The sequence below is a fragment of the Novosphingobium resinovorum genome (assembly GCF_001742225.1).
In the GTDB taxonomy this organism is placed as follows: domain Bacteria; phylum Pseudomonadota; class Alphaproteobacteria; order Sphingomonadales; family Sphingomonadaceae; genus Novosphingobium; species Novosphingobium resinovorum_A.
In genome coordinates this window covers 1,449,637-1,465,000 of sequence record NZ_CP017076.1, presented here as the reverse complement: position 1 = coordinate 1,465,000, position 15,364 = coordinate 1,449,637, and the positions used below count along the sequence as shown (strand labels likewise).

Annotated in this window: 16 protein-coding genes (1 of these 16 cut by a window edge); 7 read left to right on the top strand and 9 right to left on the bottom strand. The window is 66.4% G+C overall.

Annotated features, from left to right (window positions below):
- From BES08_RS23760 to BES08_RS23745, 4 genes are all read left to right on the top strand, one after another.
- Window positions 1-970, top strand: partial view of an oligosaccharide flippase family protein gene (locus tag BES08_RS23760; RefSeq protein WP_051587179.1) — the 3' portion only. The gene continues 563 nt to the left of window position 1, outside the view; 970 of the gene's 1,533 nt are visible here — the last part of the coding sequence; the start codon falls outside the window, past its left edge; it ends in the stop codon at window positions 968-970.
- 97 nt (window positions 971-1,067) lie between these two features.
- Window positions 1,068-1,991 carry a retroviral-like aspartic protease family protein gene (locus BES08_RS23755; RefSeq protein ID WP_036529838.1) on the top strand — a complete coding sequence of 308 codons (924 nt, stop codon included), beginning with the start codon at window positions 1,068-1,070 and terminating at the stop codon, window positions 1,989-1,991.
- 76 nt (window positions 1,992-2,067) lie between these two features.
- A complete protein-coding gene (locus tag BES08_RS23750) occupies window positions 2,068-3,888 on the top strand; it encodes an ABCB family ABC transporter ATP-binding protein/permease (RefSeq protein WP_036529836.1) in 1,821 nt (606 codons plus the stop codon).
- A 117-nt stretch (window positions 3,889-4,005) separates the two neighbouring features.
- Entirely contained in the window at window positions 4,006-4,191 is a 186-nt protein-coding gene (locus BES08_RS23745) for a hypothetical protein (RefSeq protein WP_036529834.1), read from the top strand.
- Between the two features lie 3 nt (window positions 4,192-4,194).
- Here BES08_RS23745 and BES08_RS23740 read toward each other — a convergent pair whose 3' ends face one another.
- The 7 genes from BES08_RS23740 to BES08_RS23715 all read right to left on the bottom strand — a co-directional run bounded on the left by BES08_RS23740 (window position 4,195) and on the right by BES08_RS23715 (window position 8,117).
- Window positions 4,195-4,395 (bottom strand): DUF1737 domain-containing protein, encoded by a 201-nt coding sequence (locus BES08_RS23740; protein ID WP_008832059.1) that lies wholly within the window; start codon window positions 4,393-4,395, stop codon window positions 4,195-4,197.
- A 24-nt stretch (window positions 4,396-4,419) separates the two neighbouring features.
- Entirely contained in the window at window positions 4,420-4,740 is a 321-nt protein-coding gene (locus tag BES08_RS34165; RefSeq protein ID WP_231958350.1) for a phytanoyl-CoA dioxygenase family protein, read from the bottom strand.
- Window positions 4,709-5,095, bottom strand: coding sequence for a phytanoyl-CoA dioxygenase family protein (locus tag BES08_RS34160; RefSeq protein WP_231958349.1), 387 nt, complete (start codon window positions 5,093-5,095; stop codon window positions 4,709-4,711). Before BES08_RS34160 ends, BES08_RS34165 begins: the two co-directional genes overlap by 32 nt.
- On the bottom strand, window positions 5,092-5,490 hold the full coding sequence (locus tag BES08_RS23730) for a GFA family protein (protein WP_036529833.1): 399 nt from the start codon (window positions 5,488-5,490) through the stop codon (window positions 5,092-5,094). The genes BES08_RS34160 and BES08_RS23730 overlap by 4 nt, the downstream gene beginning before the upstream one ends.
- 109 nt (window positions 5,491-5,599) lie before the next feature.
- Window positions 5,600-6,898 (bottom strand): ATP-dependent protease ATPase subunit HslU, encoded by a 1,299-nt coding sequence (gene hslU, locus BES08_RS23725; protein WP_036529831.1) that lies wholly within the window; start codon window positions 6,896-6,898, stop codon window positions 5,600-5,602.
- Window positions 6,899-7,005: 107 nt separating this feature from the next.
- Window positions 7,006-7,584 (bottom strand): ATP-dependent protease subunit HslV, encoded by a 579-nt coding sequence (gene hslV / locus BES08_RS23720; protein WP_036529830.1) that lies wholly within the window; start codon window positions 7,582-7,584, stop codon window positions 7,006-7,008.
- Window positions 7,585-7,628: 44 nt separating this feature from the next.
- On the bottom strand, window positions 7,629-8,117 hold the full coding sequence (locus BES08_RS23715; protein WP_008832064.1) for an outer membrane protein assembly factor BamE: 489 nt from the start codon (window positions 8,115-8,117) through the stop codon (window positions 7,629-7,631).
- 171 nt (window positions 8,118-8,288) lie between these two features.
- On the opposite strand from BES08_RS23715, the gene BES08_RS23710 reads away from it, so the two are divergent.
- The 3 genes from BES08_RS23710 (at window position 8,289) to BES08_RS23700 (ending at window position 10,496) form a co-directional block, all read left to right on the top strand.
- Complete coding sequence (locus BES08_RS23710; protein ID WP_008832065.1) at window positions 8,289-8,816, top strand: ubiquinol-cytochrome C chaperone family protein; 528 nt, start codon at window positions 8,289-8,291, stop codon at window positions 8,814-8,816.
- On the top strand, window positions 8,813-9,340 hold the full coding sequence (locus BES08_RS23705; protein WP_008832066.1) for a YceD family protein: 528 nt from the start codon (window positions 8,813-8,815) through the stop codon (window positions 9,338-9,340). The genes BES08_RS23710 and BES08_RS23705 overlap by 4 nt, the downstream gene beginning before the upstream one ends.
- A gap of 172 nt (window positions 9,341-9,512) precedes the next feature.
- Complete coding sequence (locus BES08_RS23700; protein WP_036529828.1) at window positions 9,513-10,496, top strand: endonuclease/exonuclease/phosphatase family protein; 984 nt, start codon at window positions 9,513-9,515, stop codon at window positions 10,494-10,496.
- Between the two features lie 34 nt (window positions 10,497-10,530).
- On the opposite strand, the gene BES08_RS23695 is transcribed toward BES08_RS23700, so the two are convergent.
- Window positions 10,531-13,950 (bottom strand): glycosyl hydrolase, encoded by a 3,420-nt coding sequence (locus tag BES08_RS23695; RefSeq protein WP_036529826.1) that lies wholly within the window; start codon window positions 13,948-13,950, stop codon window positions 10,531-10,533.
- Window positions 13,951-14,038: 88 nt separating this feature from the next.
- The gene (locus BES08_RS23690; RefSeq protein WP_036529825.1) at window positions 14,039-15,355 is read right to left on the bottom strand and encodes a family 1 glycosylhydrolase; all 1,317 of its coding nucleotides are present in this window, start codon (window positions 15,353-15,355) and stop codon (window positions 14,039-14,041) included.
- Between the last annotated feature and the right edge of the window lie 9 nt (window positions 15,356-15,364).

Genomic DNA, 15,364 nt, shown 5'->3' with positions numbered 1-15,364 from the left:
CTCGCTGGCCTGGGCGATGATCGCACAGGCCGGCGCGCGAGCCGTCGCCGCTCAGCTCCAGCGCCCGACCCCGCCGAGCCTTCGCGTGCGGCGCGAGCGGGCGCGCGAGATCATCGGCTTCGGCTCCGGCAGCGCGCTGCTCTACCTCTCCGGAGGGATCGGCATGCGCACGCCCGACCTCATCGTCGGGCGGATGCAGGGGATGACGGCGGCGGGCCTGTTCAGCCGCGGTGTCGCGCTGGCCACGCAGCTCCATTACCTCGTCGCGGGAGCGGTAAGTTCGATCTATTATCCCACGTTCGCGCGGCTGCGGGACGAGGGCAAGGACCTTGGCCCCTACTACGAGCGCGTAGTCGCGGCACATGGCGCGATCGTCTGGCCCGCGATGGCGCTGCTCGCGGTCTTAAGCGAGCCGGTTATCCTTTTGCTCTATGGCCCGGGCTGGGCCGAGGCGGCGCCACTGCTCGCCCTGGTCGCGCTGGCCGAGTGCTGTTTCGTTGCCCTGCCGCTGCATATGGACCTGCCGATCCTGCTGGGACGCTTGAGGAGCCTGCTCTGGTTCAATCTGGCCGATACGGCGCTTTCGGTCGCCACCCTGGCGGCCGGTGCGGCGATCGGCGTGGAGGCCGCCGCCGCCTCGCGGCTCGTCTACGGGCTCGGGTGGTTCTTCCTCTACGCGTTCTGGCTGCAGAGGCTGATCGGCTTCCGGTGGCGTGCCACCCTGCGGGTCTATGTATCGAGCGCCCTCGTCGCGGTAGTGACGATGGCTCCAGCTATTTATGCCGTCACCGTATGGAGATCGCCGGCAACGCTCGGCTTCGTCGGCCTGGTGATCGCGGGCACGGCGTCGGTGCTCGCGTGGGCTGCCGCCATCGCGCTGGTGCGGCACCCCGCACGCGACGATATCGCGGGCATGGTCGGCCACGTGCTCGGACCAATCCGCGTGCGACTGCGACCGAGCCAAGGCTGAAACACATTGCTGTTTCACATAGAGTTCCACGCAACATCATGATAGGCTGATCGGCAAGCAAGGAAACGCGGAGCATGTACTCCGCGGGGAGGATGCGATGTCGGGAATGAGCATGGCGCTGGCGATGCTGATCGCCAATCCCGTTATCCTCGGGGCGACCCCTGCCCCGATCTCGCAGGCGGCGCAGCCCGGCGAGGCGCCGCAGGGCGACGTGGTGCAAGGCGATGCAGACGCCCACTTGCGCATGACGGTGGCGGTCGCCGTCCACGGGGTCGGCCCCTATCGCTTCCTCATCGACACCGGGTCTCAGCGCACGGTCGTTTCCACCACGTTGGCGGGAGCGCTTGGGCTGGTGCAGGGACCGCAAGTGCGCGTGGTCGGAATAGCCGGGGCGCACGACGTCGCCACAGCCCGGGTCGAGTCGATCACGGTCGGCCCCCGGGCCTTCTACGACCTGACCGTACCTCTGCTCGAGCGTGCAAACATGGGCGCCGACGGCATTCTCGGCACTGACAGCCTGCAGCACCAGCGTGTCCTGCTCGATTTCGCGCGCAACACCATCGCCATCGGCGACATGGCGGAGACCGGCGGCGCGCGCGGCTTCGAGATTGTCGTGCGCGCCAAGCAACGGTCCGGCCGCCTTATCCTCACCGATGCACTGGTCGATGGCGTCCGCACCGACGTCATCATCGACACCGGTGCCAGCGGAACGATCGGCAACCGCGCCTTGCAGGACGCGCTGACGAAAAAGCGGCGACAGGCGATGCTCAAGGGATCGGTATCGAGTGTTACCGGCCAGGACCTTGCCGTCGATCTCGGCGTGGCTGACAAGCTGGAACTGGGCGGGATCGGCGTCACCAACGTCGTGATCGCCTATGCCGACGCCCCCGCTTTCGGCGAACTGAAGCTCGGGCGCAAGCCGGCGATGTTCCTCGGAATGCGCGAGTTGCGGGCCTTCAAGCGGGTCGCCATCGACTTCACGAAGCGCAAGGTGTCGTTCGATCTGGTCGGGACGCCCTGATCCGCTCCCGCACTTTCAGCCAAGCCGCAGCGCATTGCCGGATTGTTTCATGCCATCGAACCCCTAAATAGCGCCCATGCCTCCCGATACCGCCGTCCGCGATTCCAATGCCCGCCACGATGGCTGGCGCACCCTCCTGCGCTTCATGCCGTACCTGTGGCCACGCGACAATCCGGCACTGCGCTGGCGGATCGTCTGGGCCTGTGTATTCATCGTGCTGTCCACGGCGACGCAGCTGGTGCTGCCTTACATGATGAAGTGGGCGGTCGACCTGATGGGCACGACCGGGCCAAAGCTGGTCCAACTGACCATGCTTATGGTGCTTGGCTATTCGGCCGGACGGCTGGCGCAGACCGGCTTCGACAACTTGCGCAACATCGTGTTCGAGAAGGTCGGGCAGGACGCGACGCGCGAACTGGCGGAGAACGTGTTCGGCCAGTTGCACCGCCTTTCGCTGCGCTTTCACCTCGCCCGTCGCACCGGCGAGGTGACCAAGACCATTGAGCGCGGGACCAAGAGCATCGACACGATGCTCTATTTCATGCTGTTCAACATTGCCCCCACGATCCTGCAATTGCTGGTGGTGGGCGTGATCTTCTGGGTCAATTTCGGCCCCGGCCTGGTCGCTGCGACGGCGCTCGCCATCGCCGCCTACATCTGGGTCACGCGCGTCATCACCGAGTGGCGGACAGCGCTGCGCGAGCAGATGAACCGGCTCGACGGACAGGCCCTCGCCCGCGCCGTCGATTCGCTGCTGAACTACGAGACGGTGAAGTACTTTTCCGCCGAGAAGCGCGAGGAGGAGCGCTACGCGCGGGCGACCCGGGCTTATGCCGTTGCTGCCGTGAAGAGCGAAAACTCGCTCGGCATGCTCAACATCGCGCAAGGCGTGGTGGTGAACCTGCTCATGGCGGGCGCTCTTGCGTGGACGGTCTACGGCTGGTGGCGCGGCAATTATACGGCGGGCCAGTTGGTCTTCGTGCAGACCTACCTTACGCAGCTGTTCCGGCCACTCGACATGCTCGGCATGGTCTATCGCACGATACGGCAGGGCCTGATCGACATGGCGGAGATGTTTCGCCTGCTCGACACCCCGGTCGAAGTGCCCGACGCTCCCGGAGCGCCCGCGCTGGTCATTCGCCGGCCTTCCATCGTTTTCGACGACGTCGTCTTCGGCTACGAACCGGATCGCACCATCCTGCATGGCCTGTCGTTCGAGGTGCCTGCGGGACAGGCGTTCGCCATCGTCGGCCCTTCCGGCGCGGGCAAATCGACGATCGCGCGGCTGCTCTATCGCTTCTACGATCCGCTTTCGGGCCGTATCCTGATCGACGGCCAGGATATCCGGCAAGTCGCACAGACCAGCTTGCGGGCCGCGATAGGCATCGTCCCGCAGGACTCGGTGCTGTTCAACGACACGATCGGCTACAACATCGGCTACGGTCGCGATGGTGCCGAGGCTCACGAAATCGAGACGGCAGCACGCGGCGCCGCGCTGATGGGCCTGATCGACCGGCTGCCGCAGGGTTTCGAAACCGAAGTCGGCGAACGCGGCCTCAAGCTCTCGGGCGGCGAGAAGCAGCGCGTCGCAATCGCGCGAACACTGGTCAAGAATCCGCCGATCCTGATTCTCGACGAGGCGACCAGTGCGCTCGACACCCGGACCGAGCAGGATATCCTCGCCACCTTGCACCGCGTGGCCGAGCATCGCACTTCGCTATCGATCGCGCACCGCCTCTCGACCATTGCGGACGCCGATCGCATCCTCGTCCTCAACGAAGGGAAGCTGGCCGAGAGCGGCACCCATTCCGAACTGCTGCGCCGCGACGGCCTCTACGCCGAAATGTGGACGCGCCAGGCCGCCGAGGCGGAGGCCATGAACGAAGCGGCCGAATGACCGCCGCCATCACAAAGGCACGCACAGCGAAAGTTGGTGGGCGGCGCTCGGCCGTTACGGAACCCTTTGAACCGTCAACAGTTCGTCAGGAAGAGTTGGTGCAGGAGACGTGGTTCGATGAGATCGCGTTTTGCGGGTATCGGCGTAATCGTCCTGGCGACAACGCCGCTCGCAGCGATTCCGCTTGCCCTGCCGTCCATGCCCGCCCGGGCGCAAGTCGAGCTAGCCACCAAGACTTACACCGCGACCGGGCAGGCAGCCCACATCGTCCACGCCGCCAGCGTCAGCCGGCCGACGCGCTGAACGTTACCTGACGACGTCGGCCTCGTGCCAGACGACGGCCTGGGCCGCCTTCATGCAATTTTCCGCCGTATCCCACGACAATGACGGCGAGCCGTAGAGCCGCCAGCCCTGCGCCAGCGCTTCCGACACGCGCTCACAGAAAGCGCGGTCGTCCGCTCCCGTGAGCAGGCGGTATACAGGACGATCTTCCGGGGTCTGGTACATGCTGGGCACTCTTGTGATCCGATATCAGATGCCTAGCCACTCCAGACCGGACGGCAAAGCCCCGATCGCATAATCGACCTGCAAAACCCTCCTCCTGCGGCCCGGACGTGCGGCATTCGAGGCATGCAGGATAGGCGTCCGATAGAACCAGACGTCTCCAGCATCCGCCAGACAGACATGCTTCTGCAGACCCTGCGCAATCTGCTCCACGGCTGGCGCGGGTATCCGCCCAAATCGATGTGAGCCCAGAGCGACAAGCAGAGGCGCGTTTTCATCGTCCACCGGGTCGATATGGATGCGCACAGTCAGCATTTCATCGATTACCGGAAAACGGCGGTTCGACATGGACTATGCCCTGTTTGACGGTCCAGGGGCCGAAGCCGGACACATCTATCCTCTGGCGCACCGTGATAGTTCGATCCTGATGCCAGCCAAGTACCCACCCCGCCGCATCGTTCTTATCGAACAGCACTACACGAACCGGCTGGACGCCGGCCCCCAATAGGGTCTTGGCCACCGCGCCGACCGGCCCGCCCTCACCGAGCATGAACCCAAGCTCCCGATCATCCGAAATGCGCAGCCCTGCCCGGCCGTCCGGCATTCGCGCGAGGATACGGTCCAAGTCCGCCAGCATCGGCGCAGCAAGCCCCGGATGGCACACCGCGCCATCGCGTTCCACCACAGCACAGGACGCGATCACCCCGGATAACGCTCGAACTCAGGCAGGCTTGCAGCATCCTTCATCCAACCGACGCGTTCGGCTACCTGAATCTGGGCTTGCGGCTGCAATGCCCCGGGATCGTCCAGTGTGACCACCTGAATATCCGCCAGTCCGGGCAGCACCGCTTCGTTGACGTAATAGAGCCCCGATCCGCACGTCGGGCAGAAGTGGCGGACTGCGTCACCGTTGGAGCTGTACGACGAAGGCTTTCCTGCAGTCACCGCGAACTCACCGGCCGCATAAGCCGCCCACGCGACGGTCGGCGCTCCGGAGGACTTCTGGCAATCGGCGCAGTGGCAAAGCGCGACATGCTGCGGCTGCCCCTCAACGCTGTAACGCACGGCGCCGCACTGGCATCCACCTTCGAGCTTCATGGCGATTCTCCTTCGCCGGACAAGCTACCCCTTTCGCCGGAACATTCAAGGAACAAAAAGGGCGCGGACATGCTGCCCGCGCCCTTTCAGGTCCGTTTCGGCGCTACCGTCAGAGAATGTACTTCGACAGATCCGCGTTGCCCGCGAGGCCGGACAGCTTGTCCTGCACGTAAGTGCGGTCGATCGTCACCGTCTCGCCCTTGCGGTCCTCGGCCTCGAAGCTGAGTTCCTCAAGCAGCTTTTCCATCACCGTCTGCAGACGGCGGGCGCCGATGTTCTCAACGCTCTCGTTCACTTGCGCGGCGATCTTGGCGATCTCGTCGATGGCGTCGGCAGTGACCTCGACCGTGACCTGCTCGGTGCCGAGCAGCGCCTTGTACTGCGCGATGAGGTTGGCACGCGTTTCCGACAGGATGCGCACGAAATCCGCCTCGGTCAGCGCCTTGAGTTCGACGCGGATCGGCAGGCGTCCCTGCAGTTCGGGCAGCATGTCGCTCGGCTTGGCGACGTGGAAGGCGCCGCTGGCGATGAACAGGACGTGGTCGGTCTTCATCGGGCCGTACTTGGTGGCGACCGTGGTGCCCTCGATCAGCGGCAGCAGGTCGCGCTGCACGCCTTCGCGGCTGACCGAACCGCCGCGCACGTCCGAGACGGCGATCTTGTCGATCTCGTCGAGGAAGACGATGCCGTTGTGCTCGGCATTGGCGAGCGCCACGCGGGCGACGTCATCCTGATCGAGCCGCTTTTCCGATTCCTCGTCGACCAGCTTGTCCCAGGCGTCGGGCACCTTCATCTTGCGGCGCTTCATGCGCTGGCCGCCCAGCTTGCCCATGATGTCGCCGAGATTGATCATGCCGACCGAGCCGCCCATGCCGGGAATTTCCATCGGGCCGGAGGGCGCATCCTCCACCTCGATCTCCACCTCGGTGTCGTTCATGGCGTTTTCGGTGATGCGCTGGTGGAAGGCGGCGCGCGTCGCCTCCGAGGCGCCATCGCCGACGAGGGCATTGAGCAGCCGGTCCATCGCCGCCTTGCTCGCCGCCTCGCGCACGGATTCGCGGCGGCGCTCCTTCTCGATGCGGATCGCTTCCTCGACGAGATCGCGGGCGATCTGCTCGACGTCGCGGCCGACGTAGCCGACCTCGGTGAACTTGGTGGCTTCCACCTTCACGAAGGGCGCTTCGGCCAGCTTGGCGAGACGGCGGCTGATCTCGGTCTTGCCGCAGCCCGTCGGGCCGATCATCAGGATGTTCTTGGGCGTCACCTCGTCCCGCAGGTCGGCGCCGAGGCGCTGGCGGCGCCAGCGGTTGCGCAGCGCGACGGCGACGGCTTTCTTGGCTTCGGTCTGGCCGACGATGTGCGCGTCGAGCGCGGCGACGATCGCCTTGGGGGTCAGGTTGTCGTTCATTTTCTTTCTCCCCCCTCCCGCTTGCGGGAGGGGTTGGGGGTGAGTTCATCCGGCGGTGGCAGACGGCCCACCCCCGGCCCCTCCCGAAAGCGGGAGGGGAGAAACGGTCAGATGGTCTCGACCGTCACGCGGTCGTTGGTGAAGACGCAGATGTCGGCGGCGACCTGCATGGCCTTGCGCGCAATCGTCTCGGCGTCGCTTTCATAGGCATCGATCGCACGGGCGGCGGCAAGCGCATAGTTGCCACCCGAGCCGATCGCGGTGATCTGGCTGTCGCCCCCGGCCGCGCCCTCGGGCTCCAGCACGTCGCCATTGCCGGTGAGCACCAGCAGGGTGTCGGCATCGGCGACGATCATCAGCGCCTCGAGGTTGCGCAGGTACTTGTCGGTGCGCCAGTCCTTGGCGAGTTCGACGGCCGCGCGCATCAGCTGGCCGCGATACTGCTCCAGCTTGCGTTCGAGGCGCTCGAAGAGAGTGAATGCGTCGGCAGTGGCGCCCGCGAAGCCGGCGATGACCTTGCCGCCTTCTCCGATGCGCCGGACCTTGCGGGCGTTCGGCTTCATCACCGTGTTGCCCATGGAAACCTGACCATCGCCAGCGATGACGGTCTTGCCGCCCTTGCGTACGCCGATGATGGTCGTTCCGTGCCACTGAATGAGGCCGTGGCTCGCCCCGTCGTTGTTCATGAGCGCGGATATATGCCGCGCTCCGGATGGTTCAAGACGGTAGATTAACTGCCGTTCGGGCCGGGGCCTTGCGGCGTCTGGCCCATGCCGCCCGCACCGACCGCGCCGATGTTGCCGAACAGGTCCTCGAACAGGTTGCGATGACGGCCGAGCGTGGGCGTGACGTGACCGTCCGGATCGATCCGCGCAACCTGCTCCGCGCCGCGCTTGTCGACGCCGACGACGTTATTCGCCGCATCGAAGCGCACCCGCAGCACCGTCTGGCTGTCGGTGCGCGGCTTGCGGAAAGGCGGGGTCTTCACTTGCTGCGACACATAGTACCAGTCCTTGCTCCCGAACTGGCTCTCGAAGGTCGGGCGGCCGAGCGTCTTTTCCACCGACATGCGGTTGTCGATGCCGGGCTGCACCGAATCGAGCAGCGACTGGTCGATCATGTAACCGCGATGGTCGCGGATCGACGTGCAGCCGCCGACCAGAGTGGCGACCGCCAGCGCAATGCCTGCCGCTGCCACCTTGAGACCCACCTTGCGCATTTCAACACTCCAAACCGCAGGAACGGAGACCACAGGCATTGCCAGCAGCGTCCATACCCATATATCGCCAGACGGCCTTAAGGCCCCACAAGCGCCCGCGCAATGGGCGTTGGGGCAGACCGGTTGAATTGCCCCTTAACGGATATCCTCGAAGAAAGGCCCGTAGCCATCGTGTCCCTGATCTCCCGCCTCCTCGGCAAAGGCCCCGATTCGCGCGAAGCCGTGCGGCCGCTGTGGCATCGCGTGGTCGAAATCGCGCGCGAAAAGGCATGGTATGCCGAGTGCGGCGTCGCCGACACAGTGCCCGGCCGCTTCGACGCGGTGACGCTGGTGATGGCGCTCGTCATGTTGCGGGCCGAGCGGGACAAGGAAACCGACGATACGCTGATCAACCCTTCAGTGCGGCTGACCGAGCTGTTCGTGGACGACATGGACGGCCAGCTGCGCCAGTCGGGTGTCGGCGATCTCGTCGTCGGCAAGCGCATGGGCAAGCTGATGAGCGTGCTGGGCGGCCGGATCGGCGCCCTGCGCGACGCGCTCCCACAGGACGACGCCGCGCTGGCCGCTGCGCTGGAGCGCAACGTCACGCTGGTGGAAGGCGCCGACACCGCGCGCCTCGCCGCCCGCGTTCGCGCGCTTCACGCGCAGATCGATGCCCTCTCCAACGAAGACCTGCTTGCTGCTAGGATCGCGCGATGACCCCTGAATTCTCCCGCCTGCTGGACGTGCGCCAGATCGAAGGCAAACACGTCCGCCTCTCGCCCAACGAAGCCGAGCGGGCCGCGCTCACCGAACGCTTTCTGCTTGTGCGGATCGACGAACTCGTCGCCGAACTCGACCTCTCGACTTCGGAGCGCGAAGGCGGCTTCCGCATCGAGGCGCGTGGCACCCTCAAGGCCGAGATCGTGCAGCCCTGCGCCGTCTCCGCCGAGGATATCCCCGTATCGATCGACGAGGCGCTGTTCTTCCGCTTCGTGCCGATGGCGACAGGTTATGCGCCCGACGAGGAAATCGAACTGACCGCCGACGAACTCGACGAAATCGAGTATGAAGGCGCCCACATCGACATCGGCGAGGCGGTTGCACAGAGCCTTGCCCTCGCCATAGATCCGTTCCTGACCGGACCGCAGGCCGACGCGGCACGCAAGGCGGCGGGCATCGGCACGCCCGAGGACAGCGGCCCTTTCGCAGCGCTCAAGGGCCTGAAGCTGGGCGGCGACTAGAACGCGACAGCCTCTGCTGCGGTCAATTCGTGATTACGATCGAGGGTCGCAGCGTCCCACTCTGAATCCCACCGTCACGCAGCCTTCACCGAACCGCAACGCCAGTTTCACACGGCGCGCCTAGTGGCGCCGTCAGGACCACGTTGCGAAAAGTTCGGGGGGAACGCGTCGCATGAAGAGCCTGACGAAGATGTCGCTTGCGACGGCCGCTGCGGTCGTCGTGCTCAACTTGTCTAAGCCGTCTCCGGCGGCGGCGCCCGAACGCCCATTCGCCAGCTCGGTGCGGGACGACGGAACGCTTTCGGTAATGACCTATAACGTGAAGGGCCTGCCCTTCCCGCTCGCCTATGGCCGGGCCGAGGCGCTCGGTGAAATCGGCAACCGGCTCCGCAAGCTGCGCCGCGAAGGACGCCAGCCGGACGTCATCCTGTTGCAGGAGGCCTTCATCCCGGAGGCCAAGGCCATCGCCCGGCGGGCGGGCTATGCCCATGTTCTGCTCGGCCCCGGCGTCAAGGATGCGCCCCGCGATGTCGCACAGCCCGATACCTTCGTGCAGAACGCTTCCTGGAGCCGGGGCGAGGCGGTCGGCCCGCAGGTCGATAGCGGGCTGGTCATCCTGTCCGACCATCCGATCGTGAAGGCCAGCCGCATGGTCTTCCCCGAGGCGATGTGCGCCGGGTTCGACTGCCTGGCCAGCAAAGGCGTCGTCATCGCGTGGATCGCGGTGCCAGGGCGCGCCGAGCCGGTCGCCGTCGCCGACACGCATCTCAATTCCCGCAAGGCATCCGGCGTGCCGGTCGCCCGCGCCAACGTTGCCTTCACGCGCCAGGTCGAAGCCATGCGCACCTTCCTGCGCAGGCAGGTGGATCCGCACGCGGACCTCATACTGGGCGGCGACTTCAACATCGGCGGCGATGCGGAGCGAATCGCCGCCACCCGCGAGCTGATCGCGGGCGGGCAGGACGCAGCGGAGACCGCCGACGGCCCGCCGGATCAGCAGCGCGACCTTGCCGCCATTCGCGAACGCAATAAGGACAAGCTCTATCATCGCGGACTGCTGCGCCTGCGCAGCCTGGAGGTCCCGCTGGGCGAGGGCACGGGCAAGGACGCGTTTTCCGACCACCTCGGCTACGTGGCGCACTACAAGCTCTCGTAAGCGCGTCACTGCGAAAGAAATGCATCCATACGCGTCATTTGCCGAGCAGGGTGACAGGTCCGATCAATCCCGAGCGTCGCAGCGGTGCATCGGGGCGGTACGTCGGCATTGCCGTCCAGGTGATCGGCTTCGCGCCGGGCTGCTGGTCGCCGATCAGGCGGTTGACCCACAAGTTCGCGACCTTGACCTCGATCGTGTTCGCACCTTTCCTGAGCGCACTGCCGACATCGATGCGGTAAGGCGCGTGCCACACCGACCCTACGTCGCGCCCATTGATGGTGACTTGCGCCAGATCGCCGACCTCCCCGAGGTCTAGTAGCAGCGGACGCCCCGGCCTGGCGCCCTTGGGCAGCACGAAGCTGCGCGTATAGGTCGCCTCGCCCGAGAAATACCGGATCGACGGATCGGCATTGCGGTCCAGCGGCGCGAGTGTCGCCAGTCGGATCGAGGCAGGTGCGCCGCGATCTTGCTGGAAGCGCACGGTCCATCCGTCGTCGAACGTGGCCAGCGTCGTCGCAGTAGTGGCCGGCACGTCCAGCGAGCGCGCGGTCGCATTCTCGTGAAACACCACGAAGACCGCATCGCCCGCCACCAACGAGAGCGGCACTACCGTCTCGCCGCCTTCGATGCGATAGCTGACGGCCTCGCTTTCGCCCGTTTCCGGGTGCCACAGGCGGGGGACCTTGCCGGTCACGCGGAAATGGGCCTCGACGGTTTGGGCGCTGTCCTGCGGGTTGCTGAGATAATAGATGTCACCGGTTCTATCCCGGCGGTGGACGAAGGGGATCTTCACGCCGGCTGCGGCTCCGGTGAACGTAAAGTCCGGCGCGGTGCCGATCGTCTGGAGCGCAGCTTCCACGTCGCTGCCGGGGATGACCCGCCCCTGCCCGACCCGCGCCGCGCCCGCGCCGGGCCACAACCTGGCGACGAGAGCGGACCACTCGGCATCGCTGCCCTGCCCCCGCCCGTCCATGCCCGGCGTCGCGACCGGTGCGTTGCCGATGACGGTTGCTCCGCCCTCGACGAGCGTCGCCAGTTTGCGCAGCGCGGCGAGGCTCATGCGCTGCGAGGAGCCGCCGAGGTAGATCGCCTTGTAACGCGCACCGCTGGGCGCGACGAGGTCGGCACCGTCGTTCTTCAGCAAGGTGTCAAGCGCATCGAAGCTGAGGAAGTCATAGGCATGGGCGACCGGGGCGTCGGCCACCGGCTTGTCGCCGTAAAGCCCCGTCAGCGGCGCTTCTTCGCCGTAGAAGTAGGCGATATCGGCGACGTTTCGCCCGGTCTGCAGCAGCAGCGAGGACCGCGCGATGTAGTCGACCCAGGGCTTGGCCATCTCGCCCCAACTTTCCATGCGGTTGAAGTACTGGCCGAAGATGAACAGCGAGAGGCCCGGCTTCTTGTCGTCGACCGGGACATGGACCGAGGTATGGACCACCGGCCGGTTAACGCCATTGACGAATTCCATGTCGATGAAGCGCTTCAGGTCCTTGGGCGCGAAGGCCCAGGGCGCCATCGAGGCGGTCATCGATTCCGCCGCGACAAGGTTCTGCCCATAGAGATGCGCCACCGATGCCGCGCCCTTCATGTCGGCGATCAGCGTCTGGCGCGGGCCGTCGTCCTTGCCGAAAGTCCACATCGCCGCCATCGGCACGTCGGTCGCCTTGCGCATGGTCATGTCGTCGCCCAGCATCGGGCGCTTGTCCTCCAGCGCCTCGCCGTAGACGATCAGGCCGTTCTCGTGGGCGGCCTTGGCGACGGTGCCGTAATGCTCGCTGGCGAGGAGATCGGCCAGGGTGCGGCGATAGTCGTAGAGGAACTTGTCCGACTGCGCACGCGTGCCCACCAGCGTGCCGGTGAGCGCGGGCAGCCAGGGACGCGGATCGTAGCCGCGCAGGTTCTGGAACTGCTCGATCATCCGGGGCGTCCAGTTCGCCTCGCCGACTTCGATGGAGTCCGTCAGCAGCGCCCGTACCCCGCGCTTGCCGACCATGTCGGCACCGGCGGCGTCCTTGTACATGCCGAGGTAGTGGTCGAGATACCGGCGCACCGCCGCGCCGTCGAACTTGTCCACCTCCAGCCCGGTTGCTTCAGGCGGGGCGGGATGATTGGTGGTGCCGAGCAGCGAATAGCCCATGCGCAGGACGCGCCAGTGCTGCCCCTTGGGGAGCGCCGGGGCCTGCCAGTCGAGGGAGCCGTCGGGCCGCAGCCTGCCGGTAAGGTCGACGATCCTGGCAGGCGCCACGCCGCTTGCCGCGTCGGCCGGTTCACCGAGCGCGTAGTAGTCGCGGCTCATTATGAAGCCGGACTTGGTCTCGAAGCGATCGACCTTGCTCCCGGCGCCCAGTGCGAAAGTGCCGACGACGAGCGGCTTCTTCGCCATCATCGCGCCGACGCCGTCGAACAGGCCTGCCATCGCCGTGCCTGGCGCAGGCGAGCCAAGCCCGCCATCAGGCTTGCGCGGATTGAGCACCACGCGGAAATGCGCGGCGGTGACAGCCGGGAAGCTCGCCGTGGTCGGCACCGCGCCGAGCGTCAACGTGGTGATCGGGGTCCAGACGGCGCCGTCCGTGCTGGCCTCGAGCGCGGCCGTGAAGGCCGCACCGGCAAAGGGCACGACCACATCGGGGATATAGAGCGTCGCCGAACGCACTTCGGTCGGCCGGGCGTAGTCCAGCCGCAGTTCGGGCACCGTGCCCTCCTTGCGCACCAGCGTGACGCCTGTGGCGATGTCCGCATCACCAAGGACCGCAGCATCCAGCGCATTGCCGAGCCCGTCCGAGGCGCGCGCCAGCGCAGGGGCAGCCGGCGTCGCCTCCGGGAATGCGAAGACGCCGACCTCGCCGTAGAACTTCGGGCCGGGAGGCGCGGGGTGGCCGGAGATCATCTCCTCGATCGACAGCGGCGGGGTCAGGTTCTGGTACGGCCCGGTCGTCTGCGGCGGCGCGGCCAGCTTGCCGGTGAAGCGCTTGCCCGGCGCTACGGACGTCTCCGACCAGACCAGCTTCTTCAGGCCATCGCGCGGCTGCACCCATGGCCCGCCGGTTTCCGACCAGCCGGGCGAGGAAGCGATGGCCAGTTCCAGCCCCTGCCGGTCCGCCTCATGCGCGGCGAAGCGGAAGGCGTCCTTCCATTCGGGCGTCATGTAGACGAGGCGATGGTCCACAACTTGCGGCGTCTGCAGGTTGGCGTCGAAAGTCTGGGCGCCGCCGATGCCGACGCGCTTCATCCATGCAAGGTCCTTGGCGATGCCGTCCTTGGTGATGTTGCCGTTCATCCAGTGCCACCAGACGCGCGGCCGGGCCGAGTTCGGCGGATCGCGGAACGCTTCGAGCAGCGGATCGCCTGCCTCGACCGCCGCGGCCACCTGCACCGGCGCTTCCTCCTTCGCCACCGCATGCGGTGCGGCCAGAGCCGAAGCGAGCATCAGCATCACGCGAAAACGGCGACCCGGCATTCCATACTCCCCATCTCTATCCTGGCGGAGCCGCATCGGGCCTCAGCAGGATCTATGCCTTGATTCGAATTTGTGAAGGCGGCCTGCGTTACAAGGCATTTCGCCGCGCGATCGCGCCGAGCACCGAAGCACTTGGCTTGGGCGTGCGGGCAAAGGTGGCGGGATCGACGCTGCACAGGCCGAAGCGAGGCTTGTAGCCGAAGATCCACTCGAAGTTATCGAGCAGCGACCAGTGCATGTAGCCCAGCACCGGCACTCCGTCGTCGATCGCCTGCTTGAGCCCCTCCAGCGCGGCGGGGATGAAGCGCGCGCGCAAGGTGTCGTCCCCTGTGCCGACGCCGTGCTCGGACACCAGCACCGGCACCCGCGTCGCCTCATGGACGTAGCGCACCGCACCCGCGAGCGAGGGCGCCCATACCTCGGTGCCCGACCAGTTGACGTCCGCACCATCGGGATGCGGCAACCGCCCCTTGTCGTTCCACACCGCGCGTTCGTAGTTCTGCACGCCGATGAAATCGTCGGCTTTAGCCACTTCCAGCCAGGCCCCGTAGGTTTCCGCGCGCACTTTGTCGCGGATCGAGTTGCGGCCCGCCGCCTGGTCGTCCAGCACCGAGAGAGTGAAGCCGACCGGCAGGTCCGAACGCACCGCCTTGATCGCCGCGCGCGCCGCCTTGTGTCCGGCCAGCAGCCCGGTCTGGATCGCGTCGAGGTCCTCGAGCGCGGCGACGTTGGCGCAGACGTACTTCTCCACGCCGAAGCGCTTGGCGGCGGCGGCAAGGGTCTGGCGCTGCATGTCCCATACCGGCGGGGGCAGCATCGGCTTGAGGATCAACAGCAGGTTGGGCTCGTTCAGTGTCATGGCCATGGCGATGTCGGCGCCGATCGCCCGCGCCACCTTGTCGCAGTAACGCGCGAAAAGCTGTGCCGATTCCGGGTTGGTCCAGCCGCCCTGCGCACTGAACCAGCGCGGCGCGGTGAAGTGGTTGAAGGTCACCAGCGGCTTCAGTCCGCGCGCGTGGCAACCCGCGACGATCGCCTTGTAGTGATCGAGCATCGCCTGCGAGAACAGGCCCTTCTCCGGCTCGATCCGCGCCCACTCCACGCCGAAGCGATAGGACGTGAGGCCGAGCGACTTCACGATGTCGAGGTCGCTGGCCCACAGTTCCAGGCTGTTGCAGGCATCGCCCGAAGGCTGGGCGAAGATCGTCGGCTGCTGGTTCTCCAGCGGCCACAGGTCGGAGGCGACATTGTTGCCCTCGATCTGGTGCGGCGCGGTGGCCGCCCCCCACAGAAAGCCTGCGGGAAATGCCGGGCTCGGGCGCTTCGCGGCGGCGCGCGACACGGCGGGAGCAGCCGCGATCATGGCGGCGGCGGCGAGCATGCTGCGGCGGTCTATCTGGGTCATCAGGATTTC

Coding starts and splice junctions, on each gene's coding strand:
- BES08_RS23755 (WP_036529838.1), top strand. CDS start 1,068: ATGTCGGGAATGAGCATGGCGCTGGCGATGCTGATCGCCAATCCCGTT.
- BES08_RS23750 (WP_036529836.1), top strand. CDS start 2,068: ATGCCTCCCGATACCGCCGTCCGCGATTCCAATGCCCGCCACGATGGC.
- BES08_RS23745 (WP_036529834.1), top strand. CDS start 4,006: ATGAGATCGCGTTTTGCGGGTATCGGCGTAATCGTCCTGGCGACAACG.
- BES08_RS23740 (WP_008832059.1), bottom strand. CDS start 4,395: ATGTACCAGACCCCGGAAGATCGTCCTGTATACCGCCTGCTCACGGGA.
- BES08_RS34165 (WP_231958350.1), bottom strand. CDS start 4,740: ATGTCGAACCGCCGTTTTCCGGTAATCGATGAAATGCTGACTGTGCGC.
- BES08_RS23730 (WP_036529833.1), bottom strand. CDS start 5,490: ATGAAGCTCGAAGGTGGATGCCAGTGCGGCGCCGTGCGTTACAGCGTT.
- hslU (WP_036529831.1), bottom strand. CDS start 6,898: ATGAACGACAACCTGACCCCCAAGGCGATCGTCGCCGCGCTCGACGCG.
- hslV (WP_036529830.1), bottom strand. CDS start 7,584: ATGAACAACGACGGGGCGAGCCACGGCCTCATTCAGTGGCACGGAACG.
- BES08_RS23715 (WP_008832064.1), bottom strand. CDS start 8,117: ATGCGCAAGGTGGGTCTCAAGGTGGCAGCGGCAGGCATTGCGCTGGCG.
- BES08_RS23705 (WP_008832066.1), top strand. CDS start 8,813: ATGACCCCTGAATTCTCCCGCCTGCTGGACGTGCGCCAGATCGAAGGC.
- BES08_RS23700 (WP_036529828.1), top strand. CDS start 9,513: ATGAAGAGCCTGACGAAGATGTCGCTTGCGACGGCCGCTGCGGTCGTC.
- BES08_RS23695 (WP_036529826.1), bottom strand. CDS start 13,950: ATGCCGGGTCGCCGTTTTCGCGTGATGCTGATGCTCGCTTCGGCTCTG.
- BES08_RS23690 (WP_036529825.1), bottom strand. CDS start 15,355: ATGACCCAGATAGACCGCCGCAGCATGCTCGCCGCCGCCGCCATGATC.